The organism is Lacimicrobium alkaliphilum (assembly GCF_001466725.1).
Classification (GTDB): Bacteria; Pseudomonadota; Gammaproteobacteria; order Enterobacterales; family Alteromonadaceae; genus Lacimicrobium; species Lacimicrobium alkaliphilum_B.
In genome coordinates, this window is sequence record NZ_CP013650.1 from 578,123 (window position 1) to 594,119 (window position 15,997).

The following is a 15,997-nucleotide window of genomic DNA, read 5'->3' on the forward strand; positions in this document are numbered from 1 at the left end:
TTGCGCAACCTGAAGTACTAATAGCATGCTTATTCTGGCCAGTGTAGCTTGTTGTCGGCCATGGAAAAAGGAAAGCGTTAATGGAACAACATGACTGGCAACGGGTGGAAACTCTGTTTCACCAGGCGCTGGAACTTGATAAAAGGGAGATCGAGCCGTTTCTGGAGCAGGCCTGTGCCGATGCACCCGAATTAAAGCAGGCGGTGTTGTCTTTGCTGCAACACGCTGATCACACTGTTGAACTGGTGCGGCCCATCGAAGGGGCGGCACAGGAGTTTTTTGCGACCGCTGATACACTCTGTGGTCAGCGTCTTGGTCCCTACAGGATTGTCAGGCTGATCGCCAGTGGCGGCATGGGCGCCGTGTATCTGGCCGAACGGGCGGATGATCAGTATCAGAAACAGGTGGCAATCAAGCTGATTCGGGCCAGCGCCATTGCCAGCGAAATGTTACTACAGCGGTTTAAGACAGAGCGCCAGATTCTGGCCGAGCTGGAACACCCTAATATTGCCCATTTGCTCGATGGTGGTGCCACCGACGAGGGCATTCCCTATCTGGTAATGGAATATGTAGACGGGGTCGAAATCAATCAGTATTGCTCGGATAAAAAACTGTCCATCCCCCAGCGTTTGAGGCTGTTTGTAAAGGTGTGCGCGGCGATTCAATATGCGCACCAGAAGCTGATCGTACATCGCGATTTTAAACCCTCCAATTTACTGGTGACTGCTGACGGAGAGCCCAAACTACTGGACTTTGGGATTGCCAAATTACTTGCAGAATCCGGCAGTGATGAATGGGCAGTGCAGACCAGTACTGAAGAGCGGGCCATGACACCCCGCTACTCGGCCCCGGAGCAGATACGCGGGGAAACCATAACCGTTGCCACCGATGTGCATGCGCTGGGACTATTGTTATATGAACTGCTCACCGGCAGACCTGTATATGGCAAAGAGCTAAACAACAGGTATCAACTGCAACAGGCGATATTGCAGGATACCGTCATCGCGCCCAGCATTGCCGTGACAATGCCGCGCTCTGACAGCGATCTTCCCATACCTGCGGCGACGCCTCAGGGCCTGCAGCGACAGCTTAGAGGCGATTTGGACAATATCGTGATGAAGGCGCTGAGCAAAGAGCCCCAGCGGCGCTATCAATCTGCATCGGAGCTGGCCGAAGATGTCACCAATTTTCTTGAGCACCGGCCGGTACAGGCAAGGGCTACCTCTTTTGCCTATCGTTGCGGTAAATTCCTGCGTCGCAACCGCTTGAGCAGTGCGCTGGCGGCCAGTGTGCTGATCCTGGTTACGGTGTTCAGCACCGCAATCTGGGTGCAGTCACGGCAACTGGAGGTGGAGCGGGATCTGGCCCAGCAACAGCGCGATGTGGCAGAGGTGGAGCAGGGCAAGGCCGAGGCCATGAGCCGTTTTTTACTCGGCATGTTTACGGATTTGCGCCCCAATGAATCACAGGGCCGGGAAGTCAGCCTGCGTGAAGTGCTGGACAAAGCCAGTGAACAGCTGGATCAGCAAACCGATCATCAACTCAGTGCGCAACCCTTGATCGAAGCCAGAGTGCGGCGTGAAATTGGCGATATCTATTATCGTATTGGCCGGCTGCAGCCAGCTATCGCTCATCTGGAAAAGAGTCTGTCGATATTACGCCAACACCCCCAAAGGGAGCCCAGGGATCTGTTCAGAGTATTGTTATCCCTGAGTAACACCTACAGCAGGGCAGACCGCCATGATGAAAGGCTGCCGTTGCTGGAAGAGTCTGTAGAAATCTCTAAACAGATCAATGGCCCGGAAAGTGAGCAGACGCTGGGAATGATGACCAATCTGGGCGGATTTTATAATGATATTGGTCGTGCACAGGAGGCCATCGACCTGCACACCGAAATTCTAGCCACCAGTAGTAAAGTGCTGGGGGAAGACAGCTTTATTACGCTGCTGGCGATCACCAGCCTGGGTGCTGACTACATCTCTTTGTGGCGTTATCAGGATGCAGAAGAATATTTCAGTCTGGGGTTAAGGCGCAGCACAGAGGTGTTTCACGAAAACCATAACCTGGCCCTTTACAATCTGGGTAGTCTGGCCACTTTGCTGGAAGAAACCGGCCGCTACAGTGAAGCAGAAGAAGCGGCCAGGGAGTATCTGCGTCGCAATACCCAGGTTCTGGGAGACGCGCATCAGGACACTTACGAGTCTAAATACCGGCTGGCACGGGTGCTGCTCAGGCAAAGTCATTTCGAAGAAGCGGAAGCCCTGCTCAGTGAAAGCCTGCAAGGTTTACCTGCACTGGTGGGAGAACAACATGGCGTGGTGTTGCAGATAAAAAGCACACTGGCTGATTTGCTGATGCAGACCGGGCGTACTGACCAGGCCGGTCAGATGAGTGAGGCGGCACTAAACGGCGCGCTGGCACTTTGGGGCATTGCCCATCCGAAAACCTTGCCAATGGCACTGGTCATGGCGCGGATCCATCAGCAGCAACAGGCCTCAGATCAGGCTTTTGCATTGTATGAAAAGGCGCTGGCCGGATGGCAGAGTCTGGATGCTTCGCACCCCGGGCAGTATGCAACATTAGTCGCCATGGCCAGGGCATACCTGGATAAGGGGCGGGCAGCAGACGGCGTCAGTTATCTGCGCCGGGCGGTCACTCTGGCTGACAGTAATCCTGATATCTACCATGATGATCTGCCCTGGGTACTGAAAACGCTGGTGGAGCTGTTATACAGGGAAGGTGATTCACAGCAGGCTCAAAACTATGAACAGTGGCTGGCAAAACTTAATCAGCAACAAAGCGCAGGTTATTCGGGGTCGCATTGAAACCCTTGATGGACGTCACGGAATTGAATCCGCATAACTCAAAAGGAATGATCTGATGATCAATACAATAAACACTGGGGTTTTACCTGCGTCCTCAGCAGAGCGGATAGTGCTGCTGGATGCCGTTCGTGGCTTTGCGCTGCTGGGTATACTGCTGATGAATATCGAATATTTTCAGCGACCGTTGCAGGCTATCATGCTGGGGTTTGACACTCAGCAACAGGGCATGGACTATGCGGTGGCCTGGTTTTCCTTCACTTTTGTGCAGGGCAAATTCTATACCCTGTTCTCTTTTCTGTTTGGTCTTGGTTTTGTGGTGTTTATGGATCGGGCCATGCAAAAAGGCCGCGGGGCGCGGATGCTCTTTTTGCGCAGGCTGGTCATCCTGTTGATGGTGGGTGTGGCGCACCTGCTGCTAATCTGGGGCGGTGATATTCTGCATTTATACGGTCTTCTGGGCCTGTTACTGCTGTTTTTTGTCAACAGCCCGGTGAAAAGGTTGTGGAAGTGGGGGCTGGCATTCAATTTTGTGATCCCTGTGCTGATACTGTGGTTAGGGGTTCTGGCGTTACAGGGAGCCATGAGTGTTCCTGAGACAGCGGCACAGATGCAGGCAGATTTTGAGCAGGACAGAGTAACGCTGCTGGGCGATATTGTCAGGGCTGACAGCATTTACGCCTCGGGCAGTTACTGGCAGGCGGTGCAATGGCGGATGGATGAGTGGTATAGCATGTACCTCGATGGCGGGTTATTGTTCTTCGGGTTGGTTATATTCGGCGCCTTTCTGATCGGTGCCGCTTTTGGTCGTGCCGGGGTGTTTGCCGATTTATCAGCTCACCGGGCCTTATTTAAACGTCTGATGCTGTGGGGATACGGGCTGGGGGTTCCTGCTACACTGATTTGGGGCGTTAAGGGGCAGAGCCTGGATCCCCTTTATCCTACCGTTGAATATGCGGCGATGATCACCGTCAGCCAGATTGCCAATCTGGCCTTATGTCTGGCTTATATTGGTAGCCTGTCATTACTGTTTCTGCGCGGTGCTAAATGGGTAGCCTATCTTGCCCCGGCAGGGCGAATGGCGCTGACTAACTATTTGCTCCAGTCGGTGGTGTTTACCTTGCTGTTTTACGGTTATGGTCTGGGGCTCTATGGCGAGTATGGCCGTGCCGAAACCACCCTGATGGCGTTGGCGTTTTACGCCCTGCAGCTATGGCTGAGTCACTTATGGTTACAGCGATTCCGGATGGGACCGATGGAGTGGTGCTGGCGTGTGCTGACCTACGGCAAGATTCAACCGGCCAGAGGCTGACACAGTGGGTTATAAAATCCTGCTGATTTAAGGCACTTCCGGACAGGGAAATGATAAACTTTGCCTCCGATATTTACCCGGATTATTGCTGTATTAATGAGTAGACCCTCTGCGTTACCTGTTAGCGAGACCTATCCCAGGCTGGCCAGCGCTCTGGAGCAGGAAAACGTTATTCTGTCTGCCCCGCCGGGGGCGGGTAAATCAACCTGGTTGCCCCTGCAGTTATTAAAATTGCCCTGGTTATCCGGCAAAAAGATTCTGATGCTGCAGCCACGCAGAGTGGCGGTCAGGGCCATTGCCGGCTATCTGGCACAGCAGTTGGGTGAGTCTGTAGGCCAGACAGTGGGTTATCGTATTCGTGGTGAGGCCAGAGTGAGTCAGGCCACCCGGCTTGAGATCCTTACGGAGGGGCTGCTGACCCGTATGTTGCAACAGGATCCTGAGCTAAGCGGCACAGGGCTGGTGATCTTCGATGAATTCCATGAGCGCAGCCTGCATGCGGATTTTTCACTGGCGCTGTGTCTGGAAGTGCAGGCAGCATTGCGTGAAGATTTAAGGCTTCTGGTGATGTCGGCCACGCTGGAGCAATCAGCGTTGCAGACACTGCTTCCCCGGGCGCAGAATGTTCAGAGTATGGGGCGAAGCTACCCATTGCAAATCCACTATCAGCCAGCGCCATCCCGCGCGGATTGGCTGCAGCATATGGCGGGCGTGATATTACAGGCGCTGGATGAAAACGACGGCAGCGCACTGGCCTTTTTGCCCGGCGCCGGCGAGATTCGCCGCCTGGCAGACATGCTGTCCGGCAGGTTGCCTTCGGACTGTCACCTCTACTGCCTGTTTGGCGAGCTGGGTAAAGAGGCGCAGATGGCGGCGGTGGCCCCGCTGCAACAAGGTCAGCGTAAGCTGGTACTGGCCACTAATATTGCTGAAACCAGCCTGACCATAGACGGGATAAATATGGTCATCGACAGTGGGCTGGAGAAAGTGGCCCGCTTCGATCTGAATCAGGGTATCAGTCACCTGCGCTCTGTGCGTATCTCCCAGGCGTCTGCCACACAACGAGCAGGGCGTGCCGGCCGTTTAGGGCCCGGTGTCTGTTATCGTCTGTGGCCGCAGGCTGAGCAGTCAAGGCTGGCGGAACAAAGCACACCACAGATATTGCTTAGCGATATGGCGCCGATGATCTTAGAGGCCGCCGCCTGGGGCACAGAAATTCCGGCGTTGGCACTGCTGGATCAACCCACAGATGCGCAAATTGAACAGGGCCGGGCCCTGCTTCAGTCCTTGCAGGCGTTGGACAATCAGGGGCATATCACCGCCCATGGCCGCCAGCTTTGTAATCTGGGCTGTCATCCCAGGCTGGCCCATATGCTGATCCGGGCGCAGGAAATGGGCAGTGATAAACTCAGGCTGGCCTGTATGCTTGCTGCATTAACAGAGAGTAAAGACCCACTTCGCTCATCTTCTACGGCAGCCATTGAAGAGCGATTGGGTTATCTGAGCCGTAATCCTGATGACGCGGTTCTGAGGCTGGCATTGGTGTGGTTTAAACGGCTAAATGGCACTGGTAAGCTCGATCCGGCGCGGGCAGATCTCAGCCATACGGGCGCGTTGCTGGCGCTGGCCTTTCCTGACAGGGTGGCTAAATCCCGGGGCCAGGGCCGTTATCTGATGGCCAGAGGCAGCGGCGCCAGTCTCAGTGAAAACGATAGCCTCGCTAAAGAACCCTATCTGGTGATAGCCAATCTGCTCAATACCGGTGCAGGAGGAGATGCACGAATCACGTTGGCTGCGGCGATTAAAGAAGCGCAGCTGATATCACAGTTCAGCGAACAAATGGTCACAGAAACTGTCTGTCAGTGGCAGCCTGCACAAAAAGCGATGCAGGCAAGGGCGCAGCGGCGCCTGGGGAAGCTGATATTTTCCAGTGAGCCAGTACCGGTCGAGTCAGGAGAGGCTTTACAGCAACGCTGGCTGGAGCTGATTCGCCAGCAGCGGCTGAACTGGCTGCCGATGAGCGATAATGCCTGGCAGTTTATTCATCGGGCCCGGCTGGCGGCCACATGCTTAAGTGACCTTGGATGCTGGAGTGAGTCTGCCTTGTTGGAGGATATTCAAAACTGGCTGCTGCCTTATCTGGATAATTGTACGAGTTTCAGGGCACTGCAACAGCTGGATTTTGTGGCTTTGCTGAAAAACCGGCTCGACTGGGCACAGCAACAGACTCTGAATGAGCTGTTTCCTGGTCAGATTCAGGTGCCCAGTGGCAGTCGCTGCAAACTGGATTATCGCGATGATGGTTCGGTGGTGCTGGCGGTGAGAATGCAGGAACTCTATGGCTGGACAGAGACCCCCACGCTGGGTCGCGGGCAGATAGAAATACAACTGGAGTTGCTGTCACCGGCGCAGCGGCCTTTGCAAAAAACCGCCGACCTGAAAGGCTTCTGGGCCGGCAGCTATAAAGCCATCCAAAAAGAGATGAAAGGCCGCTACCCTAAGCATTTCTGGCCCGATGATCCGGCCAATGCTCAGGCCACCACTAAAACCAAGAAGAAGATGTAATGGTACAGAAAAAAACTTCAAACACTTCCCGCAAGGCGCCAAGCCGTCGCGCTAATGTCACCAAGAGCAACGCAGGTAAAAGTCGTGCCACCAACAGCAAAGCGAGGCCTTCCCTGCGCGCCAGAATCTGGATCTGGAGCTGGCGAAACAGCTGGAAGTTCCTGCTGGTGGGCTTGCTGTGTCTGAGTGCTTATGGTCTGTATCTGGATGCCAGAATTAAAGCCCGTTTTGAAGGTAATACCTGGCAGGTGCCTGCGCAGATCTATGCCCGCCCCTATACCCTGAGCCGGGGGCAGCAACTGAGCATTTCAGAAGTGGTGGAAGAGCTCAAATGGTTGTCATACCGGCCGGTGGCTCAGGTGAAAAGCAGTGGTCAGTACGCCGTAGATGGCAATAAGCTGCACTTTTATCGCCGGGAGGCCTTGTTCGCAGAGGGAGAGGAATCCGCCGCCATGACCCGGCTGACTTTTGCCAATGGCGAGCTCAGTGATATCCGATTTAATGGCCGGGCGGTGGAGCAGGTCAGTCTGGAGCCCTATCTGGTTACCCGTTTTACCAATAGCAGCGGCGAAGACCGTATGCTGGTGCAACTGGAAGATGTGCCCCAGGAATTGATCTCCATGTTACTGCTGGTGGAAGACCGCGACTTCTATCAGCATCAGGGTATTGCCCCGCTGGCAATACTCAGAGCCCTGATGGCCAATATCAGCGCCGGCCGGGCGGTGCAGGGTGGCAGTACCCTGACCCAGCAGCTGATCAAAAACCTGTTTCTGACCAATGAAAAAACGCTGCTCAGAAAAGCCAACGAAGCCCTGATGTCACTTGTGATAGAGCTGCGTTACAGCAAGGATGAGATCCTGGAGGCCTATCTTAACGAAGTCTTTCTCGGTCAGAATGGCCTCAACGGGGTGCACGGTTTTGGGCTGGCCAGCTACTTTTACTTTGATCGCCCGCTGAATGAGCTCAGTGTGCCTGAGATGGCCCTGTTGGTGGGAATGATCAAGGGGCCCTCCTATTATAATCCCAGACGCAATCAGGAGCGTGCACTGGAACGGCGGAACCTGGTATTGCGACTGATGTTTGAAGAGCAGGATGTCGCCCCGCAACACTATCAGGCCTGGTTGAAAACGCCGATAACGCTGCGTCAGCAGGGCAAGTATAACCGCAGCACTCATCCGGCATTTATGGATAAGGTGCGCGAAGAGCTGCAGCGCATTTTGCCCGATGCGTCGTTGCAGGAGGCGGGCATAAAGATTTTTACCACCCTGGATCCATTGGCGCAGCGCAAGGCTGAGGCTGTACTGAGTAAGGGCATCGCCCGTATCAGTGAGCAGCGCCAACTGCCTGACCTCCAGGGTGCCATGGTGGTGACAGATATTGCCAGTGGCGGCATTCGCGCCATGGTGGGGGACAAGAATACGCATTATCAGGGCTTTAACCGTGCTGTGGATGCCAGGCGGCCCATAGGCTCGCTGATCAAACCGGCGGTATATCTGACCGCCCTGGAGCAGCCCTTTTACTATCATTTGGGTACACCCATTGCCGATATGCCGATAGAGCTGAAAAGCAGTGAGGGCAAATTGTGGGCACCGCAGAATGCCGACCAGACCTTCCGGGGGCAGGTCTCCCTGTTGCAGGGGCTGAGTGAATCCTTAAATGTTCCGACTGTGACCTTAGGTATGGAACTGGGCCTGGATGCCGTTGCCGATACCATCAAACGGCTGGGTGTGCACCAGGATGTGCCCTTATATCCGGCGATGACACTGGGCGCCCTGTCATTGTCACCACTGCAGGTCAACCAGCTATACCAGACCATTGCCAATGAGGGCGGTTACATTCCCCTGCACAGTATCAGCGCAGTAGTGGATAATGACGGAAAATTGCTATGGCAGCACCGACAGAGTGCCAGACAACGGGCCGATCGCAAGGCAGTCTATCTGCTCAATTACGCTCTGAACAGAGTGACCCGCGAGGGCACGGCAAAGGCCCTGAAACAACGTTTTCCACAATTGCATCTGGCGGGCAAAACCGGTACCACCAACGATTACCGTGATTCCTGGTACAGCGGCTTCGACCGCCACCACCTGTCTACCATCTGGTTAGGTACCGATGATAATCAGAATACCGGGCTTGCCGGTGCCAGCGGTGCGCTGCCATTGTATATGGATTATTTGCAGCAAAGTCATCCTAAGTCCCTGTCCCGCCCCTTCCCGCAGGGGCTTGGCATAGCGCATTTTGATCTTGATAGCGGCACGCCCGTGCAACCGGGCTGCGCTGGCAGTATCAGTGTGCCGGCGGTAACAGACGCTCTGCCAGCGCCTGCTGATTGTCTCAGTGCCGAGCGGGAAAAGCCCGGGAAGAAAGAAAAAAGCTGGTGGCAGAAGCTGTTTGGAGGGGAGTAAAACCAACAGTAACCGAAAGGGGGCGCTTAAAGGTTTCATATATAAACACTTTTTGTAAAGTTCACCGATCCGTGTTTGTTTGTCGGGCCTCTGTATTGCCTTTGCGGTTGTCGCGGAACATGATGCTCAGGTATTGGCATCGTGGCTGAACAAAAAGGACAACAAGATGAGCAAAATGCAAATAACTCTGGCTGGCACTAAAGTGTTTTATCTGCTGCTTTTGGCATCTTTTTATTCGCAGGCGGCTGTCTGGCCTGACTGGCTTTCTGAGCCTGATGTGATTGTCAGCCATCAGCCCCTCGACACTCATGTGCCGCAGGTGAAATCGTTGAATAATGCGCTGCAGCGCGTGAAAGCCTTGCCCACAGGCGCGGTTATTTATATCGCGGCGGGTGATTATTATGAGCGCCTGCAAGTGACCACCGATAATCTGAAAATAGTCGGGGCGGGTCAGCAACAAACCCGGATCTATTATGATCGTTATGCCGGTCAGCCAGTGCCGGGTGAGAGCCAGCAAACCTGGGGAACCTTTCGTACCGCAACAGTTAACATTGAAGCTAAGGATGTGATCATTGCCAATCTCACTATCGAGAACAGCTTTGATTATCCGGCCAATGAGGCGTTACCGGAAGACCATCCGGATAAGGTGCGCGGTGAACAGGCAGTTGCCCTGTATATTGGGGACAATGCTGATCGCACACAGTTAGAACAGGTGTCTCTCAAAGGGTACCAGGACACCCTGTACGTAAAGGGCAAGCGTAGTTATATCGTTAACAGCCGCATCAGTGGCCATATTGATTTTATCTTCGGCCATGGCAGTGCACTGATAACCCACTCCGATATTATTTCCAGAGCGCGCCACAAGCCGGGCAACTTTAGCGGCTATATTACTGCTCCCAGTACTCTGATTGATCAACCTTACGGACTAACCTTTCGTGATTGCCGCCTGCTGGCTGAAGAGGGGGTTGGTCAGGGCTCGGTGGCATTAGGGCGCCCCTGGCACCCCACCACAACCTTTGCAGACGGACGTTACGCCAACCCCGATGCCATCGGCAAAACGGTCTTTATCCAGACTTATATGGGCGAGCACATTGCCGCTGAGGGCTGGACTTCCATGGGCGGCACAGCAAAAGACGGTTCCCGTAAGTTATTTACACCGGCAGATGCGCGTTTTTTTGAATCACAAAGCCATGGCCCCGGCGCCGCCGTCAATGGCTCTCGGGCGCAACTGACATCTGCGCAGGCAAGTGAATATGCGCCAGATAAGGTGTTGGGAAACTGGCGGCCCCGGTTGCTGATGGCCACCAGTGATTAAACCTTATGGGGTTGCGTGGGTTAAGGGATAATCCAGCGCCGCCAGTTTATTTTGCAGTAATTGTTCAAAACCCTGCTGATCCTGAACTCCCTCAGGATGCTGAGGCCACTCGGCAAGGATTTGATATTCAATGGTTTGCGTGGCGGGTTTAAACAGCAGTAAATGGTCAAATTCGCTATCCATCTGCTTTTCTACCTGATCCAGCCGGTAGAATATCGCCATACCCAGGTTGTCGGTGTCACCGGCGAGGCTCTGGTTGCCGAAAGTGGCGATATAACCCCATTTATCGCCTTGTTGCTGTAACAGCGGCAATCCGTGCCGGACCAGACCAGTGACCAGACTAGCCACCGGCTCGCTGGTTTTTACCTGGATGCGGGTGGCGCCATCTTTGCCGTGAATATGGTAGTCAGTGCTTACATCAACCATCTGGTTATCCACCTGCCAGCCGTTGTAACTGACATTAAAAACGGCATTCAGTGAGGTGTTCTCCAGCAACTGATAACGGGTTTGCTCCACCTGCTGCATGTGCGCGACCCCGCTATCTGTCAGTCGGCCCAGCGCACCTAAGCCCAGTGCCTTACCGACTTTAAGCAGATCCATGCCCCAGTCGGCCATCTGGTGATAGCTGTCATAGCCATCCTGACCCACCTCTGGCAACACCATTTTATGGGTGGTCTTGCCAAACACATCGATGGCATTGCGCCAGTCCAGATACAGGCGATAGCCCATTCTGTCGTTTTCCCAGCCCGGGCCTTCATAACGCAGATAGTAGGAGTGATCCGTCAATTGCGGCGGCGAGGTAAAGCTGTCCACTGTTTCGAAATCGAAGCCATCGGCCTGATAGACCCTATCTTGCCAGCCACCATTCTGGCGCACCGAGAGTTCGACGTGGGCCAGGTCGGGTAACGCTGAGACCGCTTCAAGACTGAAGCTTTGCTGTTCCCCCGGTGCGACTGTCGCCAGTATACGCAGACGGTCCGCTTGTTTATCGCCATTGCTGTCTATCGCTGCAGCCATCAGATTTTCTGCACTTCTGAAGTATTGGCCATTAGCTGTGCCAGCGGGCAGCGGTATATCCAGCAGTTGTGCTATATCACTGCCCCCGGCCGGATTGCTCAGGGTAACAGTGATCTCGTTGCGGCCATTTTCATTGCTCTGAGGCGGAGGGTTACATCCGGACAACAGGCCAAGTGGCAGCAGGGTTAGTAAGGTTTTATTGATCATAAGTCTGTCCATCAGTCAGTGAGAGTCTGGTTTATTGGCGGTCTGTGGCGTTCAATAGCCCATCAAACCGCTGCCCCTGAATGCTCAGGTTTTCCAATTTGAGCCCTTGCACGTTTTCCAGCACAAAGGGAGTTTGCGCTTCTTTGATATGTACATTTTCGACCCGCACATCGGTCAGTGGCGCATCTTTATAGGCGTGAATTTCAAACACCGTATTGGTTTTTTCCACTTCTATATTGCGAAACAGGATGTCGCGGTACTGTGAAGGATGGCCGCCCTCGATGACACCCGGATAGTTCAGCTGAAACCAGAACAAATCATCGAATTCACCGATGCGCATATTGGTTACCCGGACATGTTCCACCAGGCCGCCCCGATCCAGCGAGCCTTTAAAGCGGATCGCCGCTTTGCCTTTACGCAAGACATTGCGATCAAAATACACATGGCTGATGCCCCCTGACATTTCACTTCCCAGGCCAATGCCGTCTTCGCCACCCATATCGTTGTTGCGTACTACGATATGACGGCTGGGCCTGGCAATATTGCGGCCATCCCGATCCCGACCCGACTTGATGACTACGGCATCATCGCCGGTTCTGAACCAACTGTCTTCCACCAGGGCATAGGTGACGGAGTCCAGATCAACGCCGTCATTGTTGGAAAAATGGCTGTCGACACGAATGCCCCTGACGGTGGCGTGATCGGTATAAATAAGGTGGTTGACCCAAAAAGGTGAATTCAGACTGGTGTAATTCTCCAGTAACACACGCTTTGCGCCGATAAACTGCACCAGACTCGGGCGTAAATAGGTTCCATCGCCGAACTGGCGCTGTGCCAGCGGAGTTTGGTCAATGCCCATACGACGAAGTTGTTGCATATTCTGCTGTTGTTTCTGATACCAGTCGTGGAATTCGCTCTGAGGGTTACCATCAATACTGCCAGTGCCTGTAATCGCCACATCTGTCACGTCCCGGGCATAAACCAGCGGTGAGTAGCCATACATTTCGGTGCCTTCCCAGCGGGTTTTAACCACCGGCAGATAGTCGCTGGCATCGGCAGAGAACAGCAATCTGGCACCCTTTCGCAAATGCAGTTCGATTTTGCTTTGCAGTACTACCGGCCCGGCACTAAGCCATACGCCTTCCGGCAACACCAGTTTACCGCCGCCTCTGGCAACGAGATCCTCAATAGCTGCCATGATTGCCGGCCGGTCATTCTGCCTGCCATCTCCTTTGGCGCCATAATCAAGGACATTGACTTCTCTATCCGGGATCACTGGTAACTGAATCTGTGTGACGATATCTTCAATCTCCTTATCAATATTATCCGCCAGCGCCGATCCGCAGTTCAGACACATGGCTAGCAGTACCAGCAGTCCGGCGTACAGAACACGGGGTGGCTGCTGCGTGGAAAGTATTCTGAAATCTTGCATGACAATATCCTTCAACACTCAACAAAAAAAGCCCGGCAGCCTGCTCGTACTTAACAGCACGGCGAGACTGCTGGGCGTTAACAGGATATAGCCTGTTACATGGTATAACGGGCACCGAAGAAGAACTGTCTGCCGGTATGGTTATACTCACGCATCAGGTCCAGGCTGCCGTCACCGGTAGTGAACAGACGTTCGTACTCATCGGTCAGGTTGATGACCTCCAGAGTCAGGGTCAACTGTTCGTTGAGATTATAAAAGGCGGTAAAGTCCACGTGCGTGGGGCCGGTGGTGCCGTGTTCGGCGTTGCCGTTACTGCCACTGTAATCGGTAATATAGTCATCCCTGGTGTTGGCCGAGATCCTGGCACCATACTGGTCCTGTTCGTAATACAGGGTGAAGTTATAGGAGTTCTCAGACAGCCCGGTAATTTCACCGGATGACACCTGGGTATAGTTAGCCACGACCCCGAAACCGTCCAGACCCTCTGGCAGGAAGGTAAAGGGTTGCTGATAAATCAGTTCATAGCCACGCAAGTCCGTGCCTTCCCCGTTTACCGGTACATTGTGGGTATAGGGCACTACACGTGGGTCCAGTGCGATCTGAGGATCGTACTGAGGGTCGTTATCGATAAAGGGCAGATAGGCGGGATCAACCAGCCGCTCTTCGGTTGAACTGGTGATAAAGGTTTCTATATCCTTGTAAAACACGGTGGCAGCAAACAGTGCTTCGTCGTCGAAGTACCATTCAAAGCTGACATCCACATTGTTTGATACGAAGGGGTCCAGAAACGGGTTACCGGCACTGACGGTACCATTAATATAAGAGAAAGACGGGTTACCCGGGTTCAGTGAACTGAGGCTGGGGCGGGTCATAGAGCGGGAGACACCCAGGCGCACCACCATCTCGTCGGTGGCATCCAGTGCCAGGTTCATGGCCGGCAGGAAGTTGCTGTACCCGTTGGTGATGCTGACTTTGTCCTGCTGAATAAACCCTGAAGAAGTGGTGTCTGTTTTTACATAGCGGATACCAAAATTGGCGCGCAGAATCATATCGGCAATGTCATATTCAGAATTAAATTCCAGATAACCCGCCAGGGTTTCTTCTTCCACTTCCCAGCTCTGTGCACTGCGTGGCGACCAGGTTTTGTCCAGCAGTTGCGACTCAATCTGGCCAAAGTCGGCAACAATAAAGCGATCCAGCGGGCCGTCAAAGCCGTTGCCAAAATCGGAATAGGGTAGCGGTTGCGTGAAACCTACAGCGGAGGCCTGATCAGGGAAACCATTGATTTGTTCTTCACTGTAACTGACCACACGATTGTTAAATGCCAGCCCGGTTTTGATCACCACATCATCACTGTAATAGGTTAAATCCAGTTTGGCGGTATCGTTGTCGCGCACCACATCGGTGGCGCGCAGACGGCCATCGGAGAGGTCATACAGGCTTTCATCATTGGTGTCGTAGCCATATTCCAGCGTCGGTACATTGGCGTTGTTACTGAAATCAAAACCGTAAACATGGGGCGTATTGTTGGTCATGTTGTAGCGGTATTGTTCTGAACGGGCATCAGATTCAGCAGTACCCAGCAGCGCCTTGAGTGTGAGGTTGTCGCTGACAAAGAAGTCACCGGATAATACGTACTGGCTGAAATCTGTCGATGATATCTGCTGACGACTTTCAATCCTGGATTTAATTCCGTCGTAACGTCCTGCCAGCACCTGTTTGCCATTCGGATGGATAGTGATATCTAAAGGGGTGATTTCACTGAAGGTGCTTCTGAACATCTCGAAGAAGTTGTACATGGTACGTTCGTTGTCCAGTGTCGACTGCAGGGCATCGAAGGTGATCAGTACCGCATCAGAGGGCGCATACTGAAACGATGCTGTCATGCCCAGGCGTTCCTGTTCATTACCGAAAAAATCGGGGCGCGGTAAACGCGGTGTCCACAGACAATTTATCGGATCCACGGCAACGCCGTCGTTCTGACAATCCCCCACATTGGCAGTGCCGGATACATTGGTGTTGCTGGTATCGGCAAAAACTCCGCCACCGTCTCTGACCGGAGTGGTCCAGCGCACGGTGCCAAATCCTTCCTGACGCACGGTTCGCTCTGACATCGCCACAGAAAACAGGGCGCCGAAGGTGTCATCGGCAAAGGTATTGCTGACCATCAGAGCCAGACGTGGGTCAGTTTTCTCTGTCACATCGTTGTAGCCACCCTGAGCAGAAGCGGCAACGTGAAAGCCGGTGTCATCCAGCGGCTTGGCAGTATATAAGTCTACGGTACCGGCAATCCCGCCTTCCTCCATCGAGGCGGTGGGAGACTTCTGAATATCAACCCGGTTAAAAAGCTCCGAGGCAAACACGTTGTAATCGAATGCACGACCGTTATTGACACCACCACCTGAGTCGGTGCCATCGGTACTGGCAGGGACTTCCATGCCGTTTAAGGTGGAACGGGTAAAAGAGGGGCCAAGACCACGCAGGGTAATCTGGCGGCCCTCACCCCCTTCACGGGAAATTGCCACACCCGGCACCCGTTGCAGAGACTCTGCAATGTTCAGATCCGGAAATTTACCAATATCTTCTGCGGCAATGGACTCTCTGGCATTGACTGATGAGCGTTTGGTCATCAGGGCTTTGGAGAGCGACCCCCGAAAGCCCGATACTTCAATCACTTCCATGGCTTCTTCTTCGGCTTCCTGCTGTGGCGCTTGTTGGGCCAAAGCAAAAGGTACAGTGTGCGTGCCCAGTACCAGGCAGATACAGCTAAGTAGTTTGTTACGCTGAAATTTAGGATACATATGTCACCTCTTGAGTGCTTTTATTGTGTCAGAGTCCGTCGCAAAAAATAGTACGGCGCCTCGTGCTATTTTTTGCCACCGGTAGCAAAAAGTTGTTGACAAATTGCTACCGGTGGCAAAGAAT

The 15,997-nt window shown here is 53.6% G+C and carries 8 protein-coding genes; 5 read left to right on the plus strand and 3 right to left on the minus strand.

The window, feature by feature from the left end:
• Positions 1-80: 80 nt before the first annotated feature.
• The 5 genes from AT746_RS02795 to AT746_RS02815 all read left to right on the plus strand — a co-directional run bounded on the left by AT746_RS02795 (position 81) and on the right by AT746_RS02815 (position 10,416).
• On the plus strand, positions 81-2,825 hold the full coding sequence (locus AT746_RS02795) for a serine/threonine-protein kinase (RefSeq protein ID WP_062476113.1): 2,745 nt from the start codon (positions 81-83) through the stop codon (positions 2,823-2,825).
• A 55-nt stretch (positions 2,826-2,880) separates the two neighbouring features.
• Positions 2,881-4,134 (plus strand): DUF418 domain-containing protein, encoded by a 1,254-nt coding sequence (locus AT746_RS02800; RefSeq protein WP_062476116.1) that lies wholly within the window; start codon positions 2,881-2,883, stop codon positions 4,132-4,134.
• 96 nt (positions 4,135-4,230) lie between these two features.
• Positions 4,231-6,699: an ATP-dependent helicase HrpB gene (hrpB, locus tag AT746_RS02805; protein ID WP_062476119.1), complete on the plus strand. Its 2,469-nt coding sequence runs from the start codon at positions 4,231-4,233 to the stop codon at positions 6,697-6,699.
• Positions 6,699-9,101 carry a penicillin-binding protein 1B gene (mrcB, locus tag AT746_RS02810; RefSeq protein ID WP_082633129.1) on the plus strand — a complete coding sequence of 801 codons (2,403 nt, stop codon included), beginning with the start codon at positions 6,699-6,701 and terminating at the stop codon, positions 9,099-9,101. Before hrpB ends, mrcB begins: the two co-directional genes overlap by 1 nt.
• A gap of 166 nt (positions 9,102-9,267) precedes the next feature.
• Positions 9,268-10,416 (plus strand): pectinesterase family protein, encoded by a 1,149-nt coding sequence (locus tag AT746_RS02815; RefSeq protein WP_231730995.1) that lies wholly within the window; start codon positions 9,268-9,270, stop codon positions 10,414-10,416.
• A 3-nt stretch (positions 10,417-10,419) separates the two neighbouring features.
• On the opposite strand, the gene AT746_RS02820 is transcribed toward AT746_RS02815, so the two are convergent.
• The 3 genes from AT746_RS02820 to AT746_RS02830 form a co-directional block, all read right to left on the minus strand.
• Positions 10,420-11,640: a DUF4861 family protein gene (locus tag AT746_RS02820; protein WP_062476122.1), complete on the minus strand. Its 1,221-nt coding sequence runs from the start codon at positions 11,638-11,640 to the stop codon at positions 10,420-10,422.
• Between the two features lie 31 nt (positions 11,641-11,671).
• Positions 11,672-13,072, minus strand: a complete 1,401-nt coding sequence (locus AT746_RS02825) for a glycoside hydrolase family 28 protein (protein WP_231730996.1) — start codon at positions 13,070-13,072, stop codon at positions 11,672-11,674.
• A gap of 95 nt (positions 13,073-13,167) precedes the next feature.
• Entirely contained in the window at positions 13,168-15,873 is a 2,706-nt protein-coding gene (locus tag AT746_RS02830; RefSeq protein ID WP_062476128.1) for a TonB-dependent receptor, read from the minus strand.
• Between the last annotated feature and the right edge of the window lie 124 nt (positions 15,874-15,997).

Coding starts and splice junctions, on each gene's coding strand:
- AT746_RS02795 (WP_062476113.1), top strand. CDS start 81: ATGGAACAACATGACTGGCAACGGGTGGAAACTCTGTTTCACCAGGCG.
- hrpB (WP_062476119.1), top strand. CDS start 4,231: ATGAGTAGACCCTCTGCGTTACCTGTTAGCGAGACCTATCCCAGGCTG.
- AT746_RS02800 (WP_062476116.1), top strand. CDS start 2,881: ATGATCAATACAATAAACACTGGGGTTTTACCTGCGTCCTCAGCAGAG.
- AT746_RS02815 (WP_231730995.1), top strand. CDS start 9,268: ATGAGCAAAATGCAAATAACTCTGGCTGGCACTAAAGTGTTTTATCTG.
- AT746_RS02825 (WP_231730996.1), bottom strand. CDS start 13,072: ATGCAAGATTTCAGAATACTTTCCACGCAGCAGCCACCCCGTGTTCTG.
- AT746_RS02820 (WP_062476122.1), bottom strand. CDS start 11,640: ATGATCAATAAAACCTTACTAACCCTGCTGCCACTTGGCCTGTTGTCC.
- AT746_RS02830 (WP_062476128.1), bottom strand. CDS start 15,873: ATGTATCCTAAATTTCAGCGTAACAAACTACTTAGCTGTATCTGCCTG.
- mrcB (WP_082633129.1), top strand. CDS start 6,699: ATGGTACAGAAAAAAACTTCAAACACTTCCCGCAAGGCGCCAAGCCGT.